This is a genomic window from Lysinibacillus sp. 1 U-2021 (assembly GCF_029916965.1).
GTDB classification, from domain to species: domain Bacteria; phylum Bacillota; class Bacilli; order Bacillales_A; family Planococcaceae; genus Lysinibacillus; species Lysinibacillus capsici.
Genome location: NZ_CP123966.1, coordinates 1,316,434 through 1,334,631 on the forward strand (window position 1 = coordinate 1,316,434; position 18,198 = coordinate 1,334,631).

General features: G+C 34.4%; 12 protein-coding genes. 9 read left to right on the forward strand and 3 right to left on the reverse strand.

From position 1 onward, the window contains the following. Nucleotides 1-20 precede the first annotated feature (20 nt). The 4 genes from QH639_RS06935 (at nucleotide 21) to QH639_RS06950 (ending at nucleotide 4,506) form a co-directional block, all read left to right on the forward strand. A complete protein-coding gene (locus tag QH639_RS06935) occupies nucleotides 21-635 on the forward strand; it encodes a PH domain-containing protein (RefSeq protein ID WP_048390761.1) in 615 nt (204 codons plus the stop codon). Between the two features lie 84 nt (nucleotides 636-719). Next, complete coding sequence (locus tag QH639_RS06940) at nucleotides 720-2,078, forward strand: acetamidase/formamidase family protein (RefSeq protein ID WP_131522177.1); 1,359 nt, start codon at nucleotides 720-722, stop codon at nucleotides 2,076-2,078. Between the two features lie 198 nt (nucleotides 2,079-2,276). Then, entirely contained in the window at nucleotides 2,277-2,831 is a 555-nt protein-coding gene (locus tag QH639_RS06945) for an HPP family protein (protein ID WP_131522178.1), read from the forward strand. Nucleotides 2,832-3,030: 199 nt separating this feature from the next. Further along, entirely contained in the window at nucleotides 3,031-4,506 is a 1,476-nt protein-coding gene (locus tag QH639_RS06950) for a hypothetical protein (protein WP_131522179.1), read from the forward strand. A 612-nt stretch (nucleotides 4,507-5,118) separates the two neighbouring features. Here QH639_RS06950 and QH639_RS06955 read toward each other — a convergent pair. Further along, on the reverse strand, nucleotides 5,119-6,303 hold the full coding sequence (locus tag QH639_RS06955) for a CaiB/BaiF CoA transferase family protein (protein WP_281115858.1): 1,185 nt from the start codon (nucleotides 6,301-6,303) through the stop codon (nucleotides 5,119-5,121). 507 nt (nucleotides 6,304-6,810) lie between these two features. Between QH639_RS06955 and QH639_RS06960 the strand changes: the two genes are divergently transcribed. The 5 genes from QH639_RS06960 (at nucleotide 6,811) to QH639_RS06980 (ending at nucleotide 16,379) form a co-directional block, all read left to right on the forward strand. Next, on the forward strand, nucleotides 6,811-8,379 hold the full coding sequence (locus QH639_RS06960; RefSeq protein WP_257962155.1) for a sensor domain-containing diguanylate cyclase: 1,569 nt from the start codon (nucleotides 6,811-6,813) through the stop codon (nucleotides 8,377-8,379). 521 nt (nucleotides 8,380-8,900) lie between these two features. Continuing rightward, nucleotides 8,901-13,268, forward strand: coding sequence for an S-layer homology domain-containing protein (locus QH639_RS06965; RefSeq protein ID WP_281115859.1), 4,368 nt, complete (start codon nucleotides 8,901-8,903; stop codon nucleotides 13,266-13,268). 722 nt (nucleotides 13,269-13,990) lie between these two features. Next, nucleotides 13,991-14,905 carry an ABC transporter ATP-binding protein gene (locus QH639_RS06970; protein ID WP_281115860.1) on the forward strand — a complete coding sequence of 305 codons (915 nt, stop codon included), beginning with the start codon at nucleotides 13,991-13,993 and terminating at the stop codon, nucleotides 14,903-14,905. Beyond that, entirely contained in the window at nucleotides 14,898-15,632 is a 735-nt protein-coding gene (locus QH639_RS06975; protein ID WP_131522183.1) for a hypothetical protein, read from the forward strand. The genes QH639_RS06970 and QH639_RS06975 overlap by 8 nt, the downstream gene beginning before the upstream one ends. 12 nt (nucleotides 15,633-15,644) lie before the next feature. Further along, entirely contained in the window at nucleotides 15,645-16,379 is a 735-nt protein-coding gene (locus QH639_RS06980) for a hypothetical protein (RefSeq protein WP_259420354.1), read from the forward strand. A gap of 10 nt (nucleotides 16,380-16,389) precedes the next feature. Here the strand turns inward: QH639_RS06980 and QH639_RS06985 are convergent, their stop codons facing one another. Together QH639_RS06985 and QH639_RS06990 are read right to left on the reverse strand one after the other, a co-directional pair. After that, entirely contained in the window at nucleotides 16,390-17,406 is a 1,017-nt protein-coding gene (locus QH639_RS06985) for a sensor histidine kinase (RefSeq protein ID WP_131522185.1), read from the reverse strand. Continuing rightward, a complete protein-coding gene (locus QH639_RS06990; RefSeq protein WP_131522186.1) occupies nucleotides 17,403-18,065 on the reverse strand; it encodes a response regulator transcription factor in 663 nt (220 codons plus the stop codon). Before QH639_RS06990 ends, QH639_RS06985 begins: the two co-directional genes overlap by 4 nt. Between the last annotated feature and the right edge of the window lie 133 nt (nucleotides 18,066-18,198).

Sequence of the window (18,198 nt, forward strand, 5' to 3'; positions counted from 1 at the left end):
ACAAATTAGGAGGAATGACGATGTTTAAAAAAATAGCAGCAGATGCACTTGGACTTTCAGATATTGGTGTGGTTGTGCCAAGAGAGGACTATGATAAGACAGATGCAGATGATTTTATCTTACATGAAATTGATGAAAAAATTTACTTTTTAATTAAAACGAAGGCAGATGAGTATTGCTTTACAAATCGTGCGATTATTCATGTAGATGGCGAAAGTGCTATGAGCAAGAAACGATTACTGCGACGCTATGACTACTCAATGTATACTGTGACAGAAGTTTTTCTCGAAACAGCAGGAACAATCGACCTTGATGTCGAAATTAAGTTTACAATCGGCAATTCCCCACTATCCATCGACATTCATAAACGCTTTATTGATGACATTAAAGATTTATATAAAGCACTACATGCCATTAGCTATGAACAAAAGAACAATGCTTATAAGCTAGAAGTAGCGGAAAAAAGTTTAAACATAGCATCATCATCACTTGGTCGAATTGGCAATGACAATATATCTCCTGCGTCGTCATTCAAAGAAATTACAAGCTTTGCGAATACTTGGATGATCGATCATAAAGATAAGTATAAAAAAGAAGACTTCTCACATATTTTTGATTTATATATGAACAATTGATAAAAATAGCTCTCTGCAAGTGTAGAGAGCATTTTTAACATATAACGATATACATAAAAATTATTCTAGGAGCGTGATTAGAAAATGACAAACGACATGCATGTGCTAGAAAAAGAAGAAGTAGAAAGTGATGATTTTATACAGCAACCTCAAGCCGCTGAAACATTGTTCGTAAATGAGTTTATTGATGGTATTTTAGATCCATCACAGAAGATGTTAGGGCCGCTTAAGGATGGTGGAACGATTATTGCCAATACAACACCTGGATGTTGGGGACCCATGCTTACTCCTACTATTCGTGGAGGACATGAAGTAACGAAGCCCGTGTTTGTAGAAGGAGCAGAGGTGGGAGACGCCATTGTTATAAAAATTAAATCTATTCAGGTCACATCTCTTGCAACTTCGTCTGGCCATGATGAAGCAATTGTAGATCGATTCATTGGTGATCCATTTGTTTCTGTAAAATGTCCAGGCTGTGGCAAGCTTCATCCAAGCACAGTTGTAAAAGGAATAGGCCCACATGCAATTCGATGTTCTACATGTGATACAGAAACGGCACCCTTTAAAATGACAAACGGCTATACGATGGCACTAGATCATAAAGGGCAAATGGGTGTAACTGTTGGGCGAGAGGGTGCTAGACGAATTGCACTTGATGCTAGAAACTACATGAGAACACCTGAAAACGCTGTACAAAATCCTGTTGTTGCATTGGCTCCAAGCGACTTAGTAGGTGTATTGGCGAGAATGCGACCATTTTTAGGTCAGCTTGGGACAACCCCTTCTAAAGCGATGCCTGATTCACATAATGCAGGTGACTTTGGTTCATTTTTAATTGGAGCACCACATGAATATGCTTTTACTCAAGAAGAATTGGATTTACATCGTACCGATGGACATATGGATATCAGCCGAGTACGAGAAGGTGCGACTATTATTTGTCCAGTCAAGGTACCAGGCGGTGGTGTATATATTGGAGACATGCATGCTATGCAAGGGGACGGCGAGATTGCAGGACATACAACCGATGTAGCGGGTATTGTGCAGCTTCAAGTTAAGGTATTGAAGAAAGTAGCTTTGGAAGGCCCAATTTTACTACCAAACGTAGAAGACTTACCTTATACAGCAAAGCCCTTTACCAAGGAAGAAAAACGTCGCGCACGTGAGCTAGCGGAGGAATTTGGTGTTAAGCAGGTAGAGGATGCATTCCCAGTGTCAGTGGTTGGTTCTGGTAAAACGTTAAATGAGGCGACTGATAACGCGATTAGTCGAGCTGCGAAGCTATTTGAGATGAGCGAACCAGAGGTTTTAAACAGAGCAACTATCACAGGCTCCATTGAAATCGGACGCCATCCAGGGGTTGTTACAGCCACTTTCCAAGTACCTAAAACTGTATTGAAAAAGGTAAGAATATATAAAACTATTAAAAAACAATATGACTAATAATGATTTCTTGAAAAAGCAAACTTTTAAAAGTTTGCTTTTTTGTATGAGCTACAAGTCAGATAAGTAAATGTTTGTCTGAAATTTGAAGTTTGGATTGAAATCTATTGTTGTGTTGATATAATAGTTAAAGTTTAACAATGATTAACAGGACCTTATATAAAATAGATGAGTATAGATGAGAAAAGTTGGTGTCTAATGACAGAAATTATAGGTGTAGAAAACAAAATAGAGAAAAAGAATAGTATAAAACCTTTTATATTAAAAATGAGAGGAGGAGGTCATGCTCCTTCTCGAACAAATTTCGCTGATGCCTTTACTGGAGCATTGGGAGGATTAATATGCATTTTTGTGTTGCTATGGTTAACTAACCTTACCGATTCACCATGGTTAATGGCATCATTAGGCGGTAGCTGTGTCCTTATATTTGTCGTCTGGAATGCACCTTTGTCCCAGCCTCGAAATATAATTGGAGGTCATTTCATTTCGGCATTTATCGGGTTGGCCATGTATTCATTACTAGGCTCCAATATATTGTCTATTAGTCTTGGTGTTGGATTAACTATATTTTTTATGGCCTTTTTAGGGGTCATCCATCCTCCAGCAGGCGCCAATCCTATAATTATTATTTTAGGAGGTTATGGTTGGAGTTATTTACTAACCCCTGTATTAATTGGAGCAATCATCATTGTATTTTTCGGTTTGTTGATCAATAATTTACGAGAAAAAAGAAAATATCCGTTGTTTTGGTAAAGATGATATCCATCTATGTAGTGTGTTCACTTATATAGATGGTTTTTTATATTTGTTAACGTTTTTGCTATGCATACCCATATTTTTTTAGCATATGTTAGTTAAGATTTGTTATATTGAAGAAAGAGTGTAAAAATCATGTATTTGAATGATAGGGGAAGATCTTTGTTGGTAGAAATTGATGGGAGGATCCATTTTTATGCTGTTGGACTGTGATGAGCAATTATTCATGGCTTATAAACAAAGAAGTAAAAAGGGTGCTGAAAATATACTAGCAACTTGGCTGGAGGCAGAGTCAAATCTGCAAGAAGATCCAAAAATACTTGGTACTTCACTTTCACCCAATCTATTTTTAGTAAACGAAGAAACGGCTAAGAATATTGCCTTTTCCACAGCACGTAAATATTGGGGTCATGTATCAACAGAAATGCAAATATATTTTGACAAATATGGCTTAGATTCAAAATTTGTGAATGAGCGTCTCAGTGCTTTTTTCTATACACAAAAAGGTAAAGATACTTTTTTTGAGCAGCTTTTTGCACAACATACAATAGACTTAGAACGATTAATTTGGTTAGTCTTTGGGAAAAGAATGCAAATAGCTATGCCAGTTAATGAGCTACAATCAATTATTTTATATAAATTTCAAGATGAATATTTAGTGCATATGATGTATAAAGAGCATGCATCTTTTTGGCATTGGCTTTTCACAAAAAAAGTTTATTCACTGCTTATCCACAAACCTTTAGAGCAATTCACATTTCTTTATGAAATAATGGGACATTTCGAGCATTCTGTGAGAGAAAATTGTGAACATGTGGATAACTTTGTGAATAACTATAAAGCGATACTGGATAAGTGTATAACTCATGTGGATAAGCATAATGCTAGCTGTTTGGCAAAGAAACAGTTACGTCTTTATCAAATTGTTACTCATTATTGCTTATCAGAAGGTGATTTTAATCGTGTCAAATCGTTTATTACCTCATTTGAAGCGGAATGGCGCTACTCAATGTATGCACTATCAGAGAAGGAAAAAGTGTTAATTGCCTATATTTTATTTCATATAGCAAATAGAGAACAGCAGAGTGAAAACGTTATACATTATGGTGAATATTTATTAGAGGATGAACGAATAAATAATTATGCCATTGAAATATTACTAGAGTATAAAGAGCTATTACCAAATCGTAAACCAACACCACCTGCCATTATTAAAAATTATCAGTTAAATTATTTAGAAAATTTATATGCCATTCTACTAGAGCATTATGTAAAAATGGCACGTTATGAGGATGGCTTACTTTTATTAAAAGAGCATGTTTTAGCATCGAATAAAAAAATTAATTCTTCATTAGTACAAAAAAACTTTAGTAGTGAACAGCTTATTGCAATTGAAGCATATGTTCAACAGGATATAGCACTTCATGTGAATAACTCTCTACAACATATTGGCTTGTCTGTGGAAGAGTGGCGACGCAATTATCGTCAACCAAATGCACCATACTATGTTGTAGCACAAAGTGCCTCCCTGCATATGTTAAATATTTTAAGAGTTTTGTTTGTAACAGAGCAGTACGAGCTTTTTGAAAAGTTAATGGAGATTTACAAAAAATATCTACTAATAGATGATCACTTTGAAAGCCTTCGTATGTTTATTAGTGCGTATGTATAAAAAAGGTGTCTAATACGTCACAGTATTAGACACCTTTCATAGTGTTGAAAAACAAAACATCAATAGAATTTTTGTGAAAGGTGAAAATGGTTTCTGTTGCAGGCTACTTGCTTTCCTGTGGGCGAGCGCCGAATCGCTTCCTCCGCTACCGCTCCGTGCAGGGTTTCGCCTGTCTCGCTATCCCACGGGAGTCAAGTAGCCCTCCACTCCAACCCACAAAAGTGCTTTCTTTTTGGCAAAGGTTACACAAATAAAATGGAGTGTTCACTACCCATGTCATTGATGGTTTCACTTTCCCACATTGAAAATAAAAGCTTATCCCCTCTAAGAATACAGATAATGGGAGATTTAATCTCTATGAAAAGTAAAGACACTTTGCAGAATGGTTGATTGGAGTGGAGCCAGCGTTACTCCTAGGGGATTTAGCGTCACAGATGAGACCCTGGAGCGAACGTAAGTGAGTGAAGCGGCTCATCGGACGCCCCCTGGAAAGGACGCTGGCGGAACGGAAATCAACCCCTCGCCTTGCTAAAAGATCTTTTTCTGCTAGTGACATGATCTTTTTCAACAACATGAAAAGTGTCTAATACGTCACAGTATTAGACACCTTTTTTACTCTAAAACGCCTTTTTCCTTCAAAGCCTCAATTTGTTCAGCATCAAAGCCTAGAGATAGTAAAACTTCCTCATTATGCTCGCCTAATTTAGCACCAACATGCTTGTATTCAGGCTGCGTACCATCAAATTTAAACGGAGAGGCAATTTGTTTTTGCATAGTGCCATCGCTTTTGGGAATAGTCACAATCATTTCTCGTGCCTTTAGCTGTGGATGCTCACATGCTTCAGGAAATGTTAGAACTGGCTCTACACAACCTTCAAAATCCTCGTTAAACACTTCAAGCCATTCCTCATATGTCTTGGACAAGAAGGCATCGTGAACAGCCTCTTTAAAACGAATTTGCGTATAGTAGGAGTCATTGAAGGTATTATCGATCAATTCGGGAATATCGAGTGCTTCACAGAGCAATTTGCGAAATTGAGGCTCTAAACTACCGACAGAGAAAAAGCGCCCATCCTTTGTTTTGTAAAAATCATAGTAACTGCCTCCATTTAAAATTTCTTGCTCTGGCTGTGGTACACGTCCACCTCCAATAAATGCTGCACCATACATAGCATTAAGTGAAAAGACAGCATCTGTCATACTAATATCGATGAACTGTCCTTCTCCTGTTTTTTCACGATGAAGGGCAGCAGCCAGCACACCTATTGCTGCATGCATTGTCCCTCCAGCTATGTCTGCTAATTGAACGCCCATGGAAACAGGCTTTTTATCCTTATGGCGGGAATAGTCGAGTAAGCCAGCTAAGGATAGATAGTTATTATCATGTCCTGGTCGATTACTATAAGGCCCTGTTTGTCCATAGCCAGTAATCGCACAATAAATAACCTTAGGATTTATTTCTTTAAGCGCTTCATAGCCGATGCCAAGTCGCTGCATTACACCAGGTCGAAATCCTTCGATAATAACGTCATACTCCTGTACAAGTGATTTAACAATGTCGGTAGCTTCTGGTGATTTTAAATTTAGCGTTATAGATTTTTTTGATCGATTTAAATGTTGATGGATATATGCCTCGTGATCATCGTCATAGGGAGGCATAATTCGCGTTAAATCAACCCGCTTTGAAGATTCAACATGGATGACATCTGCTCCTAAATCAGCAAATATCATTGTCGCCATTGGTCCTGGTAGTAATGCAGAAAAATCGAGAATTTTTAACCCCTTTAAAATACCCAAATCTTCCAACCCCTTTTTGTGTAGGCTACACAACCATCTGGATGATGATGGCGAGTAGCGCTTTTTTCATAATCCCCATTGTGCGAAAAGCGAATTCTATATACTGTATTATTACAGTTTATTATATTTTAATGAGTATTATAACAGATTAAATCTTAACTTGCCTATGCTAATTTTTATTATAGAATAAACGCTTCAACTTTTATATGTCAGAATAACAATAAAAGTAAAAAAATTTAGAATTTAGATTTTCTATCAAATTTCAGATAATTAGCGTCAGCTGTTGCAATTTTTAATCTAAATAACTAAAATGTTGGAATTTTGTTTGCCAGATTCTATTTGATACAACCTCGTTTATTGATACAATCCTAGAGGTGTGTTGGATTCTTCTTACACAATAAATACATGTTACTTTTACCTATAGGAGTCTTTGCTTATAATAGGCACTAATTGTTTAAGAATCTCTCAAAATATACATATTAAAAAATCATAAATAGGAGGGGAAAAATGAAATCGCACCGATTAAAATTAAAGCATCTTATAATGGGCGTAGCAATGGCAGCATTCTTTTTAACAAGCATAGGTAGTGTTTGGGGCGGCTACAGGATGAACATTGATTCCATTAAGGAAAATACGCTAGAAACGAATAGAGTTTATGCTCAAAAATTGGCCTCAACTGCTGATTCCTATCTCCACGAAGCTTTCCAAATATTAGGATATAGCGCGGATCAGGTTAGGACGAAAATGGATGATGAACAAGTATTGAATCAGGAAACAGAGCGTTTGAGATTGCAAAATCAAATGTTCAATTCGGTGGTTATAACAAATGCAAAGGGGCTTGTTTTATCTGTCTCTCCGCCCTCTATAGAAATTAAAGGAGAGATTTTAACATCAATTGGCGCTAAAGAGGCATTAGCCAAAAAGACACCAATTATTTCTAAGCCATATGAGGCGATGACAGGGCGGCTCATCATTTTTATATCGCATCCTATTTTCTCGGAGTCCAATGAATATCTAGGAATGATTGCTGGCACTATTTATTTAAAGGAACCTAATGCCTTTAAAACCTTGTTGGGAGAACATTATAGTAAGGATGGTTCTTACGTATATGTAGTTGATTCAGAAGGACGAGTTATCTATCATCAAGATCCAAGTCGTATTAATGACATTGTAACGAAAAATAAAGTCGTTCAAGCTGTTACATCTGGCAAGGATGGTGCCCAACTGGTTGAGAATACAAAAGGAGTGAAAATGCTAGCTGGCTATAGTGCAGTGGCATCGACAGGGTGGGGAGTTGTTGCGCAGAAACCTTTAGAAGTAGCATTAGCCCCTTCATTTGATCGTGTACAGGAGGTCATTATAAAATCTGTGCCTCTTATGTTTGTTTCCATTATCATTGTACTTTGGGCTGCAGCACGTATTGCGAATCCCTTACAACAATTAGCATCATTAACAGAAGAAAGTTTAGATAAGAAAAATGTAGAAGGTTTAAAATCTGTTAGTGGATGGTACTTTGAAGCCTATTCTTTGAAGAATGCATTGGTTCGAAGTTTATCGTTTCTACATGGACAGGTCTCCTTTTTCAAAGATCAATCTACTGTTGATCCACTGACGGGGATTACGAACCGACGTACAATGGATTCAATGCTTGCTGAATGGTTAGCAAGTAAGGTACCACATGCAATTATTTTGTTAGATTTAGACCACTTTAAAAGTGTGAATGATACATATGGACATGCAGTAGGTGATAAAGTTTTACAATTTTTGGCTAGACAAATGGAATCAGTAGCTCGTGAAGGCGATGTATGTTGCCGTTACGGTGGCGAGGAATTTGTCATACTTCTGCCGAACACGACGATAGAGGAAGCCACACTAGTCGCAGAACAATTACGAAAAACTTTGGCCGATACGGTCAGTCCATGTGGTAGACCAATAACATTATCTGCAGGAATAGCTGCCTATCCAGCAATGGCACATACAACTGAAGCGCTAATTGAAGCGGCTGATGACGCACTTTACCTTGCGAAACAAGAAGGGCGAAATCAGGTAAAAGTTGGCGTCTCAAAAAAGGAATAAAAAAATATAACAAAAGAGCTTACAACCCTAATTTTTGGGGTAATGATTAATGCAAACATCATTTGGGCAAGCTGTATATAAGTCATCAGCCACATGACTTTTAAATTATGTTCAAATGATATGTAACTCGGGCCACATCTCTTGATCGACTTGACAAGACGTAAGGTTATCCCCCTTTCCCTTATGACACCCCAAGTACGACTAGATGTATGCCTATATATCGTCAAAAGCCAAGCGAGCACCGATGCTCCTTGGCTTTTTTGCATTTTGGAATATTCTAAGCCTGGCAAGCTGTGGTTTTGATACGAATTATAGAAAGGTGATTAGTACAAGGAGCCTTTAAGGAAAACTTAGCTTTCCTTTTGATGACAACAAATTTGTTGCTCCTTAGCAATACCCTAAAATTTACCCTACTATTTTAGATTTATCTATGAAGGTACACTAGCCTTTGGTCGATATAAAGGATATGAGCAAAATGATATTTGTGCGTATCAAAATACATAAGCGAAAGGAAGAGTGGAATGGATAAATCTAAAATCCAAAAAGTAAATAAAGCCTTGATTGCAACAGTATTTGCTTCAAGTGGGATTGCTGTTGTAGTACCTCCACCAAATGCAGCAGCGGCTACTTCTCCCTTTACGGATATTAACCAGTACACAGATCATTATAACGATATTTTAAAATTATATTCACAAGGCGTAATTAAAGGGTTTGCTGACAATACATTTCGTCCAGATGTGAATGTAACACGTGGACAGGCAGCGAAAATGTTGGCAACTGTTTTAAAATTGGATACGAAAAATATCCAAGATCCTTATTTTAAAGACGTACCTAAAGGTAGCGAATATTATAAATATGTCGCTGCATTGCAAAACGCAGGCATCATGTCGGGCTATTCAAACGGAACATTTATGCCAAATGAAGTTATTACTCGAGGCGAACTTGCCAAAATGGTAGTGGTTGGATTCCATCTAGAGGTATCCCAAAATTATAATAATATTTTTAAGGATGTTAATAGCCAAACAAGTAACGCCCTCTATATTCAAACAGTTATTGACTTAAATATTACCGAGGGTACAACCCCAGTTACTTTCTCACCGTTTGCTCCAGTAACCCGTGGACAGTTTGCTTCGTTTGTTGTAGGTTCACAGGAGAAGAAGAGCAATGAAACATCTTTCAAAATTACAAGTGTTGAAGATGATACAGTTTATGTAAATGGTGAATCTTACACAATTCCAGAACACCTTTCTCATATTTTTAACGACTATAATGCACCTGTCTTAAAAGGTGCCTATATTGAGGGTGATCTTTCAGGGAAAGTAATTCGATCCATTTCAAAGCTAACGCTGAATGCAAGTGGAACAAGTTCTCGTTCTCTCGATTTTGATGGAAATTACGGTTCTTTAGGTGCAACGATTGTAGTAAATGGTAATTATATCGAATTCTCTAATATGACATTGACAGGGACAATGTTTGTCAATGAAACAGTTCGCCCACCATTGCATATAGGGGCTGCAAACCATCAACCATTAGCTCTTGGACGTGTGGCAAGTAACAATATCTCATTCATCAATTGGTCGAATCCAGATAACAATAAAGGAGAAGATTCGTCAACTAACAATTCGAACGATCTTCAAAATTGGACAAAACCCAATAATGATAATGACAAGCCGTTCGTCAACTGGTCTAAAGAAAAAGAGGAAATGAAAAATGTTGAAAAGTATCTTGAATTCTATAACAGCAGTGTTTCTAGACTAGTAGTATCTCAAACTGGTACAAAAATTGAAACAAATACAAAATTACCACGTGTAGATATCATTGGAAATGTACGAGAGTTTGAAATTCAAGGGAATATTGGCACTTTAAATTTAAATACCGAAACAAAGCTTACAATTTATGGTTCAGGGAATATCGATTGGATCAATTACAATAGCTACAAAGATCTTGAGCTGTATATTGATGGCCGAATTGGCACATTATTTGTTGATAATTCATATGGCAAGATTGATATTGGAGATTATACGTATATTGATAAAGTTATTTTACCTAAGGACGTGTCACCAAATGATATCTTTGATGATTTCTTAGATGATAAAGATAATGTTGGAGAAATTACTGATCCAGATGGCAAACCAATCGATAAAGATGATAATGAGAACCAGAATCCTGATGATAAAACAAAACCTCTCGTTAGTATTACGGAACTCCAATTACTAAATGGTAGTGAGATACAAGTAGATTTCACTTCAGATGAGGTCGGTACTTACTACTATATTGTGCGTGAAAAGGATGTAGAGGCACCAAATAAAAGTGAAATGGTCAACCGTCTTTCAAACAAGAACGTAGCACATGGAACTGGTGCAGCCATTAAAGATAAGAATACTATTAAGGTTTCTAATTTAGGTGAGAAAAAAGAATATGTTATCTACATTATGGTAGTGGATGGATCGAAAAATGCATCAGATATTGCATCACAGTCTTTCCAAATGAAAGATGCATCACCACCAGCAGTAAAATCCTTACAAGTTACGCCTTTACATGGTGGAACAAGAGCTGAATTAAAATTCACTGCTAGTGAACCTGGAGACTATTACTATTATTTACGCCCAAAAACGACAGCGCCTGACCCAACAACAGCAGATATTGTTGCCAATCCAACGGGTAAAGGGAAAGCAAAGGCTGGCGCATTAGGCATAACAGAAATTTTAACAGGCTTACAGGCTGAAACAGGCTATCAGCTTTATGTTGTGATGAAAGATGAGTCTGGCAACTTTTCAGTAGACCCTGCTGTAGCAAAGGATTTTACAACGAAAGAGCTTGATAGTATTCATCCGTTTGTAGACAATGTGAAACTCGAACCTGCTGGTAAGGAAAACCAATTTTATGTTTATCTTAATGAGGCTTTAGATCCTGAAAGTGCGCGAGATGTAAATAATTATGAATTATCCGGAACAGTTATTGTTAATACAACAGGTCAGAAAAAAATTAAACCTTCTTCTGTGGAATACAAAGAAGGTGACAAAAAAGTATTATTTACCATCCCTTCAGGAACCGGTTTTGTTTACAAGGATACATTACGTGTAACGATTTTACCTGGTGTCAAGGATTTAGCAGGGAATGACTTTGAGAATTCGAATACAGTACAATCTGGTGAAAATATCCGTAACTTTGCGGAATACGTACATGAAAAATTTGAAATGCCTGTCATTAAAATAGAGAATATTGTAAATAAACCGGATGAATCGGATAATTTCAAACGAGTAGAAGTTGAGTTTAAACCAAGTAAGGCTGGTACGTACTATTATATGATGCTACCTGATACTGTTGTTGATAATGGTGAAACTAAAACATTTAAACAATATTTAACGGACAAAGGAATTACAGAGCGTGATTTTGTAAATGAATTTGCTTCAGATTCATCATCAAAATCCGGATATTTCCAAATAGGTGGAAAAGATATTTATATTGAAATGGGCTCTGGACCAGCTGATTTAGAAGAAAAAACAAAAAAATTCCCAATTACTATTTCGAAAGACAAACTTAACCCATTCATAAGCTACTCTGTTTATATGGTTTTAAAAGATCGTGGTGGAGAAGTCTCTAAAATCACATCGAGAGAAATGATTGGAGATTCTAAGGCGCCTTTAATTTCTGATTTAGTGTTAAAATCAGGTACTATAAAAGGACCCGATGATAAACAAGCTACTATTAGCTTTAATACTGATGAGACAACAGAACTTCATTATTGGTTTGTTCCAAAGAAAAATGCTGACGGTAGTGAAAATCCAGATGCAAAACTTACAATAAACACAGCTGCAGAAAGAAAACAATTAGAAGATAAACTAAAATCCAGTCCTTCTATTAAAAAGAGTGGTAAAGGTGCCTCGGGTATATTAGATATGAGTGGAATTTCCTTAACCCCTCATACAGAATATGTTGTCTACTTTGGTGCACAAGATACGTACGGTAATTTTACTGTTTACACAGCTGATTCTGGCGGTAATAATCATGATGAATCAGAAAATGGCTGGATGAAACAAAACTTTTATTCAGATGGTACACCACCACGGTTTGAAAAAATTGTCGATGGGAAAAAGAAACAGAACATAGTTTATCGTAATCCTAATGAAACATTTACAATCACATTTAGTGAAGCTATTATGCGTGATTCAAGTGGCAAATCTACTATAAATGATTTAGGTTTGTTAAGTATTGAAAATGAAAATGGTGATGACATAACATCAGAATATCAATTTGTTTCTTACACAAGAGGTACAAAAACCACAGATGAAAGTTATTTAATTATAAAACCATCTTCGTCTGGTACAATGGACAAAACGTTTACAGTGAAAATGAAGGATGATGCAGTAGACTATCAAATTACAGGCTTTACTGGTAATAAATTTGATATCAATGACTTTGGTAAATATGTACATCAAGGTACAGTTACAAATAGCATTGAGGATGCAGTAGTGACGGGTACAAATATAGGTACAAGCAATGTTCCAGCTTCAAAAACAATGCGTGCTATTGTAAATATTGATGCCGATTTATCATACGAACAAAGATATTATTATGCAGTTACGGGCTCAGCAACTAAAATTGATCCACAGCTAGTAATTGATTTGGTTAAAGACCCTAACACACCTAACAATTCTATACTAGTCTATGGAACTGGTGTATTATCAGCAACAAACCCTGCAGGAAAGCAATTTACATTGGATTTAACTGCTCCTGTATCGACTACTCCTGGATATAATCCTATCTTTAGAAAAGGAAATAATTTCTTTATATTCACTTTAGATAAATTCGGTAATGTTGTATTAGCCAAAAATCAAAATAATATGAATAATAGTTACTTTGAAATTGGCTCTGATATTAAACCATAATAGTTACCAACACCCTTCAGCGTATACTGAGGGGTGCTTTTTTAGTCAATTAAATTTCACAGTGCTCAATCGTTTGTCAAATTGTGAACATTTCGCAGACTTTTATTCGAGTATCATTTCAAATATAGTAGTAGCAAGAAAGGAGATAGGAGGAGTTAGGTGCATTATGGGTGTTGAATTCTATATATCTGTGGGCTCATGCTGCTATCAAAGTGCTTTATGTTAGGAAGATTAAATTGAGTATATTATTTTAAGTCATACATGGTAGCAAAGGAACGCTCTAAGATATTGTTCTATAAGAGGATGAGCTGGAGTATTATTTGAATTTTTTAAAGCGACCATGCCTGTCCTACAAATCAAGAAATAGCAAAACTCATGATGTAATCTCTTTCAGTTGCAATATAGTTATATACCAATTTATACGAAATTGTGGAACTCCTTACCTACTGTGAAGGAGAGGCAAGGTTAGACCTTATTTTTTCCTACAAACAGAAGTTACAACAAAGCCTAAGTGGATGTATCCACTTGGGCTTTTCAGCTAGGGAGAAAGACTACTAAATTACAATTTGCTATATCTTTTTTATGAAAGAATAATATTTATAAATGTTATTATTTTACAATAAATACTTATTTTAATAAAATGTTATTATAAACCATTTTTATGGGAAATCAGTAAAATTGTTGCGTGTAATTGATAAAATGCGTTACAAGGAGGAGAAGAAATGAGTAATATTTTAACATTGACGAATATCACAAAAAGTTATCGAAATAATAAAGTAATTAATAATGTTTCTTTCTCAGTTCCAAAAGGTGAAGTAATAGGTTTAGTTGGACCAAATGGTGCAGGAAAGACAACCCTTATGCGAATAATTATGGGATTAATAACGAAGTTTGAGGGGGAGGTTCGGTTTGATATTGAAAAGCAACCTTTACAACATATAAAACGTATTGGAGGACTGATTGAATACCCTAGTTTTTATCCCCATATGAGTGGAATGGATAACCTTATTTATTTTGCAGAGATTTCAGGGGGATATGATAGAGATAATGTTTCATCTGTAGTCCATTTATTGGGGATTGAAGGTTTTGTTCATAAGAAGGTAAAAAGGTATTCTTTAGGAATGAAACAGAGGTTAGGAATTGCACAGGCATTAGTTAATAATCCTAAATTATTGATTTTAGATGAACCTACAAATGGATTAGATCCAGAAGGAGTTGCTGAAATAAGAGAAATATTAGGAAAAGTTTCAAAAGAGAAAGGGATATCAATTCTTATATCCAGCCATATTTTATCAGAAATTGAAGCTGTTTGTGATAAAGTTTTATTTTTGAAGAAGGGAACAGTAGTAGATTATATTGATTTAAAAACAGAAAAACAGAGTGATAGAGAGCTACATGAATTTATCATAGAAACTAAAAAAATAGAAATGGTAAAAAACTATTTAAATGATATACAAAACATTCCTTTTATAGAAGTTGATCAAGATAAAGTAAAATTTCAATATCTTTATAAAGATTCTGATTCCCTTATAGTAGATTTAGTAAAAAATAAAATTAGTATAAATGCTATTTATCCACTTCGCAAAGATTTAGAAAAGAGATTTTTTGAGTTAATGGGAGGAAATAAGATTGAATAGCACTATAAGAATATCAATATTAGAGGTTAAACAATTATTCAAAAGATATGGCATTTGGTCAAGTTTATTTATTGCAGTTTTGTACACTATTACAATTTATCTAAAAAGGCCCATGTACCCAACCCCTTCGGATTTGGATACATATTTCAATTACTTTGGTGATATTTCATACTATATTATTCTCATTATGCCTTCTTTTATTATGTCCAGAGAGTTTTCATTAAAAACTTCTAGAATTATATTCACAGGATCTTTTTCACGTATAAATATAGTCCTATCAAAATTACTTTCATTGATTTTAATTGGATGTATTGTAGGAACTATTCACCGATTACTAGCCAATTTATTGTGGATATTGGAACATAATAAATTTACTCTGAATAACCTTACACACGATATTTTTACTAATCTAACAAATTATATACTTATTTCCTTTTTTGTTTCTAGTTTATCTTTCATCATTGGGTTTATTACGTTCAGTCAAATTGCAACAATAGTTTCCATTATTTCTATGTTTTCATTTGAGAGTATGATTAGAGGTATTATTTTAATAAAATTAGACGCTACAACAAAATTAGCTCTTTGGATTAAAGAGAATCCACTGGCTTTGGTTTATAAGGGAATGCAATATAATAATTTATCAATGTCCAATAATATTTGTTTAGCATTAACGGGCTTAGTATTATTTTTAATAGCTTTAATAATTATTAATAAAAGGGAAATTTAGGAGATTGATAATATGACTGGTATGTTTTCTATAAGCCGAATGGAAATAAAGAAAATATTTGATACATCAACATGCGTTTTCTTAATAATACTATTTATTGCTACAATTATTGATAATGTTCTTTATTATCAGATGAACTTAAGTAAAAGCGTAGAGTTAAGCGGAAATATTGGTATTTCCTTATTTATTATACAAATTTACTTTATTTACTTAGGCAGTAATATGATAGGATCCGAGTTTAGTTTTGGAACTTCGAAAATGGTATTTAGTAGTATGTTCAGTCGAAGTCAAATAATTCATATTAAAAGTGTTTCATTTTTATTTTATACTTCTTTATATGGCATTTTTAATATATTAATTGGATTAACTGTTCAACTTTTCATAGGTAAACATTTCTCTAGTATGGAGATCCTAAGTACGCTATTTTCAGTTTGGATTGTATATATAGTTTATTTCGCTTCTATCTTATCATTAGGTATATTTACAATTTCTATTACGTTCAATCGCGTTTACTCATTAATAATTGGATATGTTCTATATATTTTTTTATATAACATTGGTATACAAATTGTAGAAAGAGATGACAGTTGGATAAAGACGATTATGGAGAATACACCTTTTTACATTGCTTCTGATGGTTTTTCTACTCTATACTACAATATTAATGATATTATTTACTTAAGCTTCTTTTCAGTAGTAATTTATATAATAGGTCTCTATGTACTCAAAAAAAGAGATTTGAAATAAATAAACTCTATTATTTAGATTCTTGGAATAATCGCAGTTTATCAGGGAAATATATTTTAAATGTAGTGCCAGTATCTTCTTGAGAATCTACACTTATGCGTAACCCTAATTTTTTGCACAAGGTTTCACAAAGGTACAAACCCATACCAGTAGATTTAACATAGTTTCTACCATTGGTTCCTGTGAATCCACGTTTAAAAATTCTCTCAATATCAGATGAAGCTATACCTATACCGTTGTCTGATATTAACAATAAAGTACCGTTTTCTACTTTTTTAGCAATAAAGGATAATTTAAGTGGATTATGACGATATTTGATAGCATTATCTATTAATTGCTTCAAAATAAAAATAATCCATTTTGAATCAGATGTGACTTTCAAATCGAGGTTATCCTTATATATACTACCGTTGGCACGAATAATACTTAGAGATAGTGATTTAATGGCTAAATTTACAGCCTTATCAAGTGTAAATGTTTCTATTCTATAATCTTGATTTAAAGTACTGCTTCTTGCATAGTATAGAGCTTGTTCAACATAACCTTCTATTTTTAATAGTTCTTCTTGAATAAGGATGTTTTCAGGTGTCTTATGGTTACTTATAATTAATTTTAGGGCAGTGATTGGTGTTTTTATTTCATGCACCCAAAGTTCAATGTAGTCGGTATAATCACGTTGAGAGTTTTTCAAAGAGAACATACAATCATTCATGTATTTTGTTGCTTCATTTAAGATGTTGTAGAAGAATTTCCCTGAAAAAAAAGGGGGCTCCTCTACAATATCTGCGATATATGTTTTTTCTTTGATTTGTTTTGAAATATTTTTTATTTCATTATAATATTTCCTTAATTGATAGTATTTAACTATAATTGGTGTGAAAAAGAAAAATAGAAGAAGTAAATCTATTACTATTACTAAACTTCCATTTTCATTATACAAGTAGAGGATACTAGAGATAATTAGCAATGATAGTAAATGAAAAAGTATTGCTAACTGTTTTTCCTTAAAAAATTCAATTAAACTCATAACTGATAACCCTGTCCTCTCTTCGTTAATAAATATTTTTTTAAACCGATTGATTCCAATTTGCGCCTTAACCTCGATATATTAACATTTAAGGTGTTTTCATCAACAAAATCTCCGTTTTGCCAAAGCTCATTCATTATTTCATCTCTAGAAACTACGTTTCCTTTATTCATCATCAATAATCTAAGAATACATAATTCATTTTTTGTAAGTTCTATTTCTATATTATTATAAATAGCTTTGCTCTTTAATATTTCCAGTGTTAAATCTTTATAAGAAAGAATAGCACTTTTGGAAATTTCGTAAGTTCTCTTTAAAACGGATTGAATATGAGCTAAAAGGATTTGTAAATCATATGGTTTTGTAATAAAGTCATCTGCTCCTATTTGGAGACTTAATAGTTCGTCAAAGGAAGTGTCACGGCTAGTCACTATAATAATGGGTACAGAAGACAATTTCCGAATTTCACGACACACCTGAAAACCGTCTTGAAAAGGAAGGTTAAGATCTAAAATAATTAAATGAGGCATGCTTAGTAGAGCATCTTCTACAATTTTTGTGAAATCATCGCCACTTATGCATTCATACCCATACCTCTCTAGAAAGTCAAAAAGTTCCTTTCTGATAATTGGATCATCTTCGATAATGAATATTTTCATTTTTAATCTCTCCCCAACAGAACCAATGGCTGGTTTTATTTCCATTATTTATACATTTTCATTATATTATAGTGCATAGTTAGTAATCTTACAAAACGGTAATATTATGATACAATAATCGATTTTTTGTAAA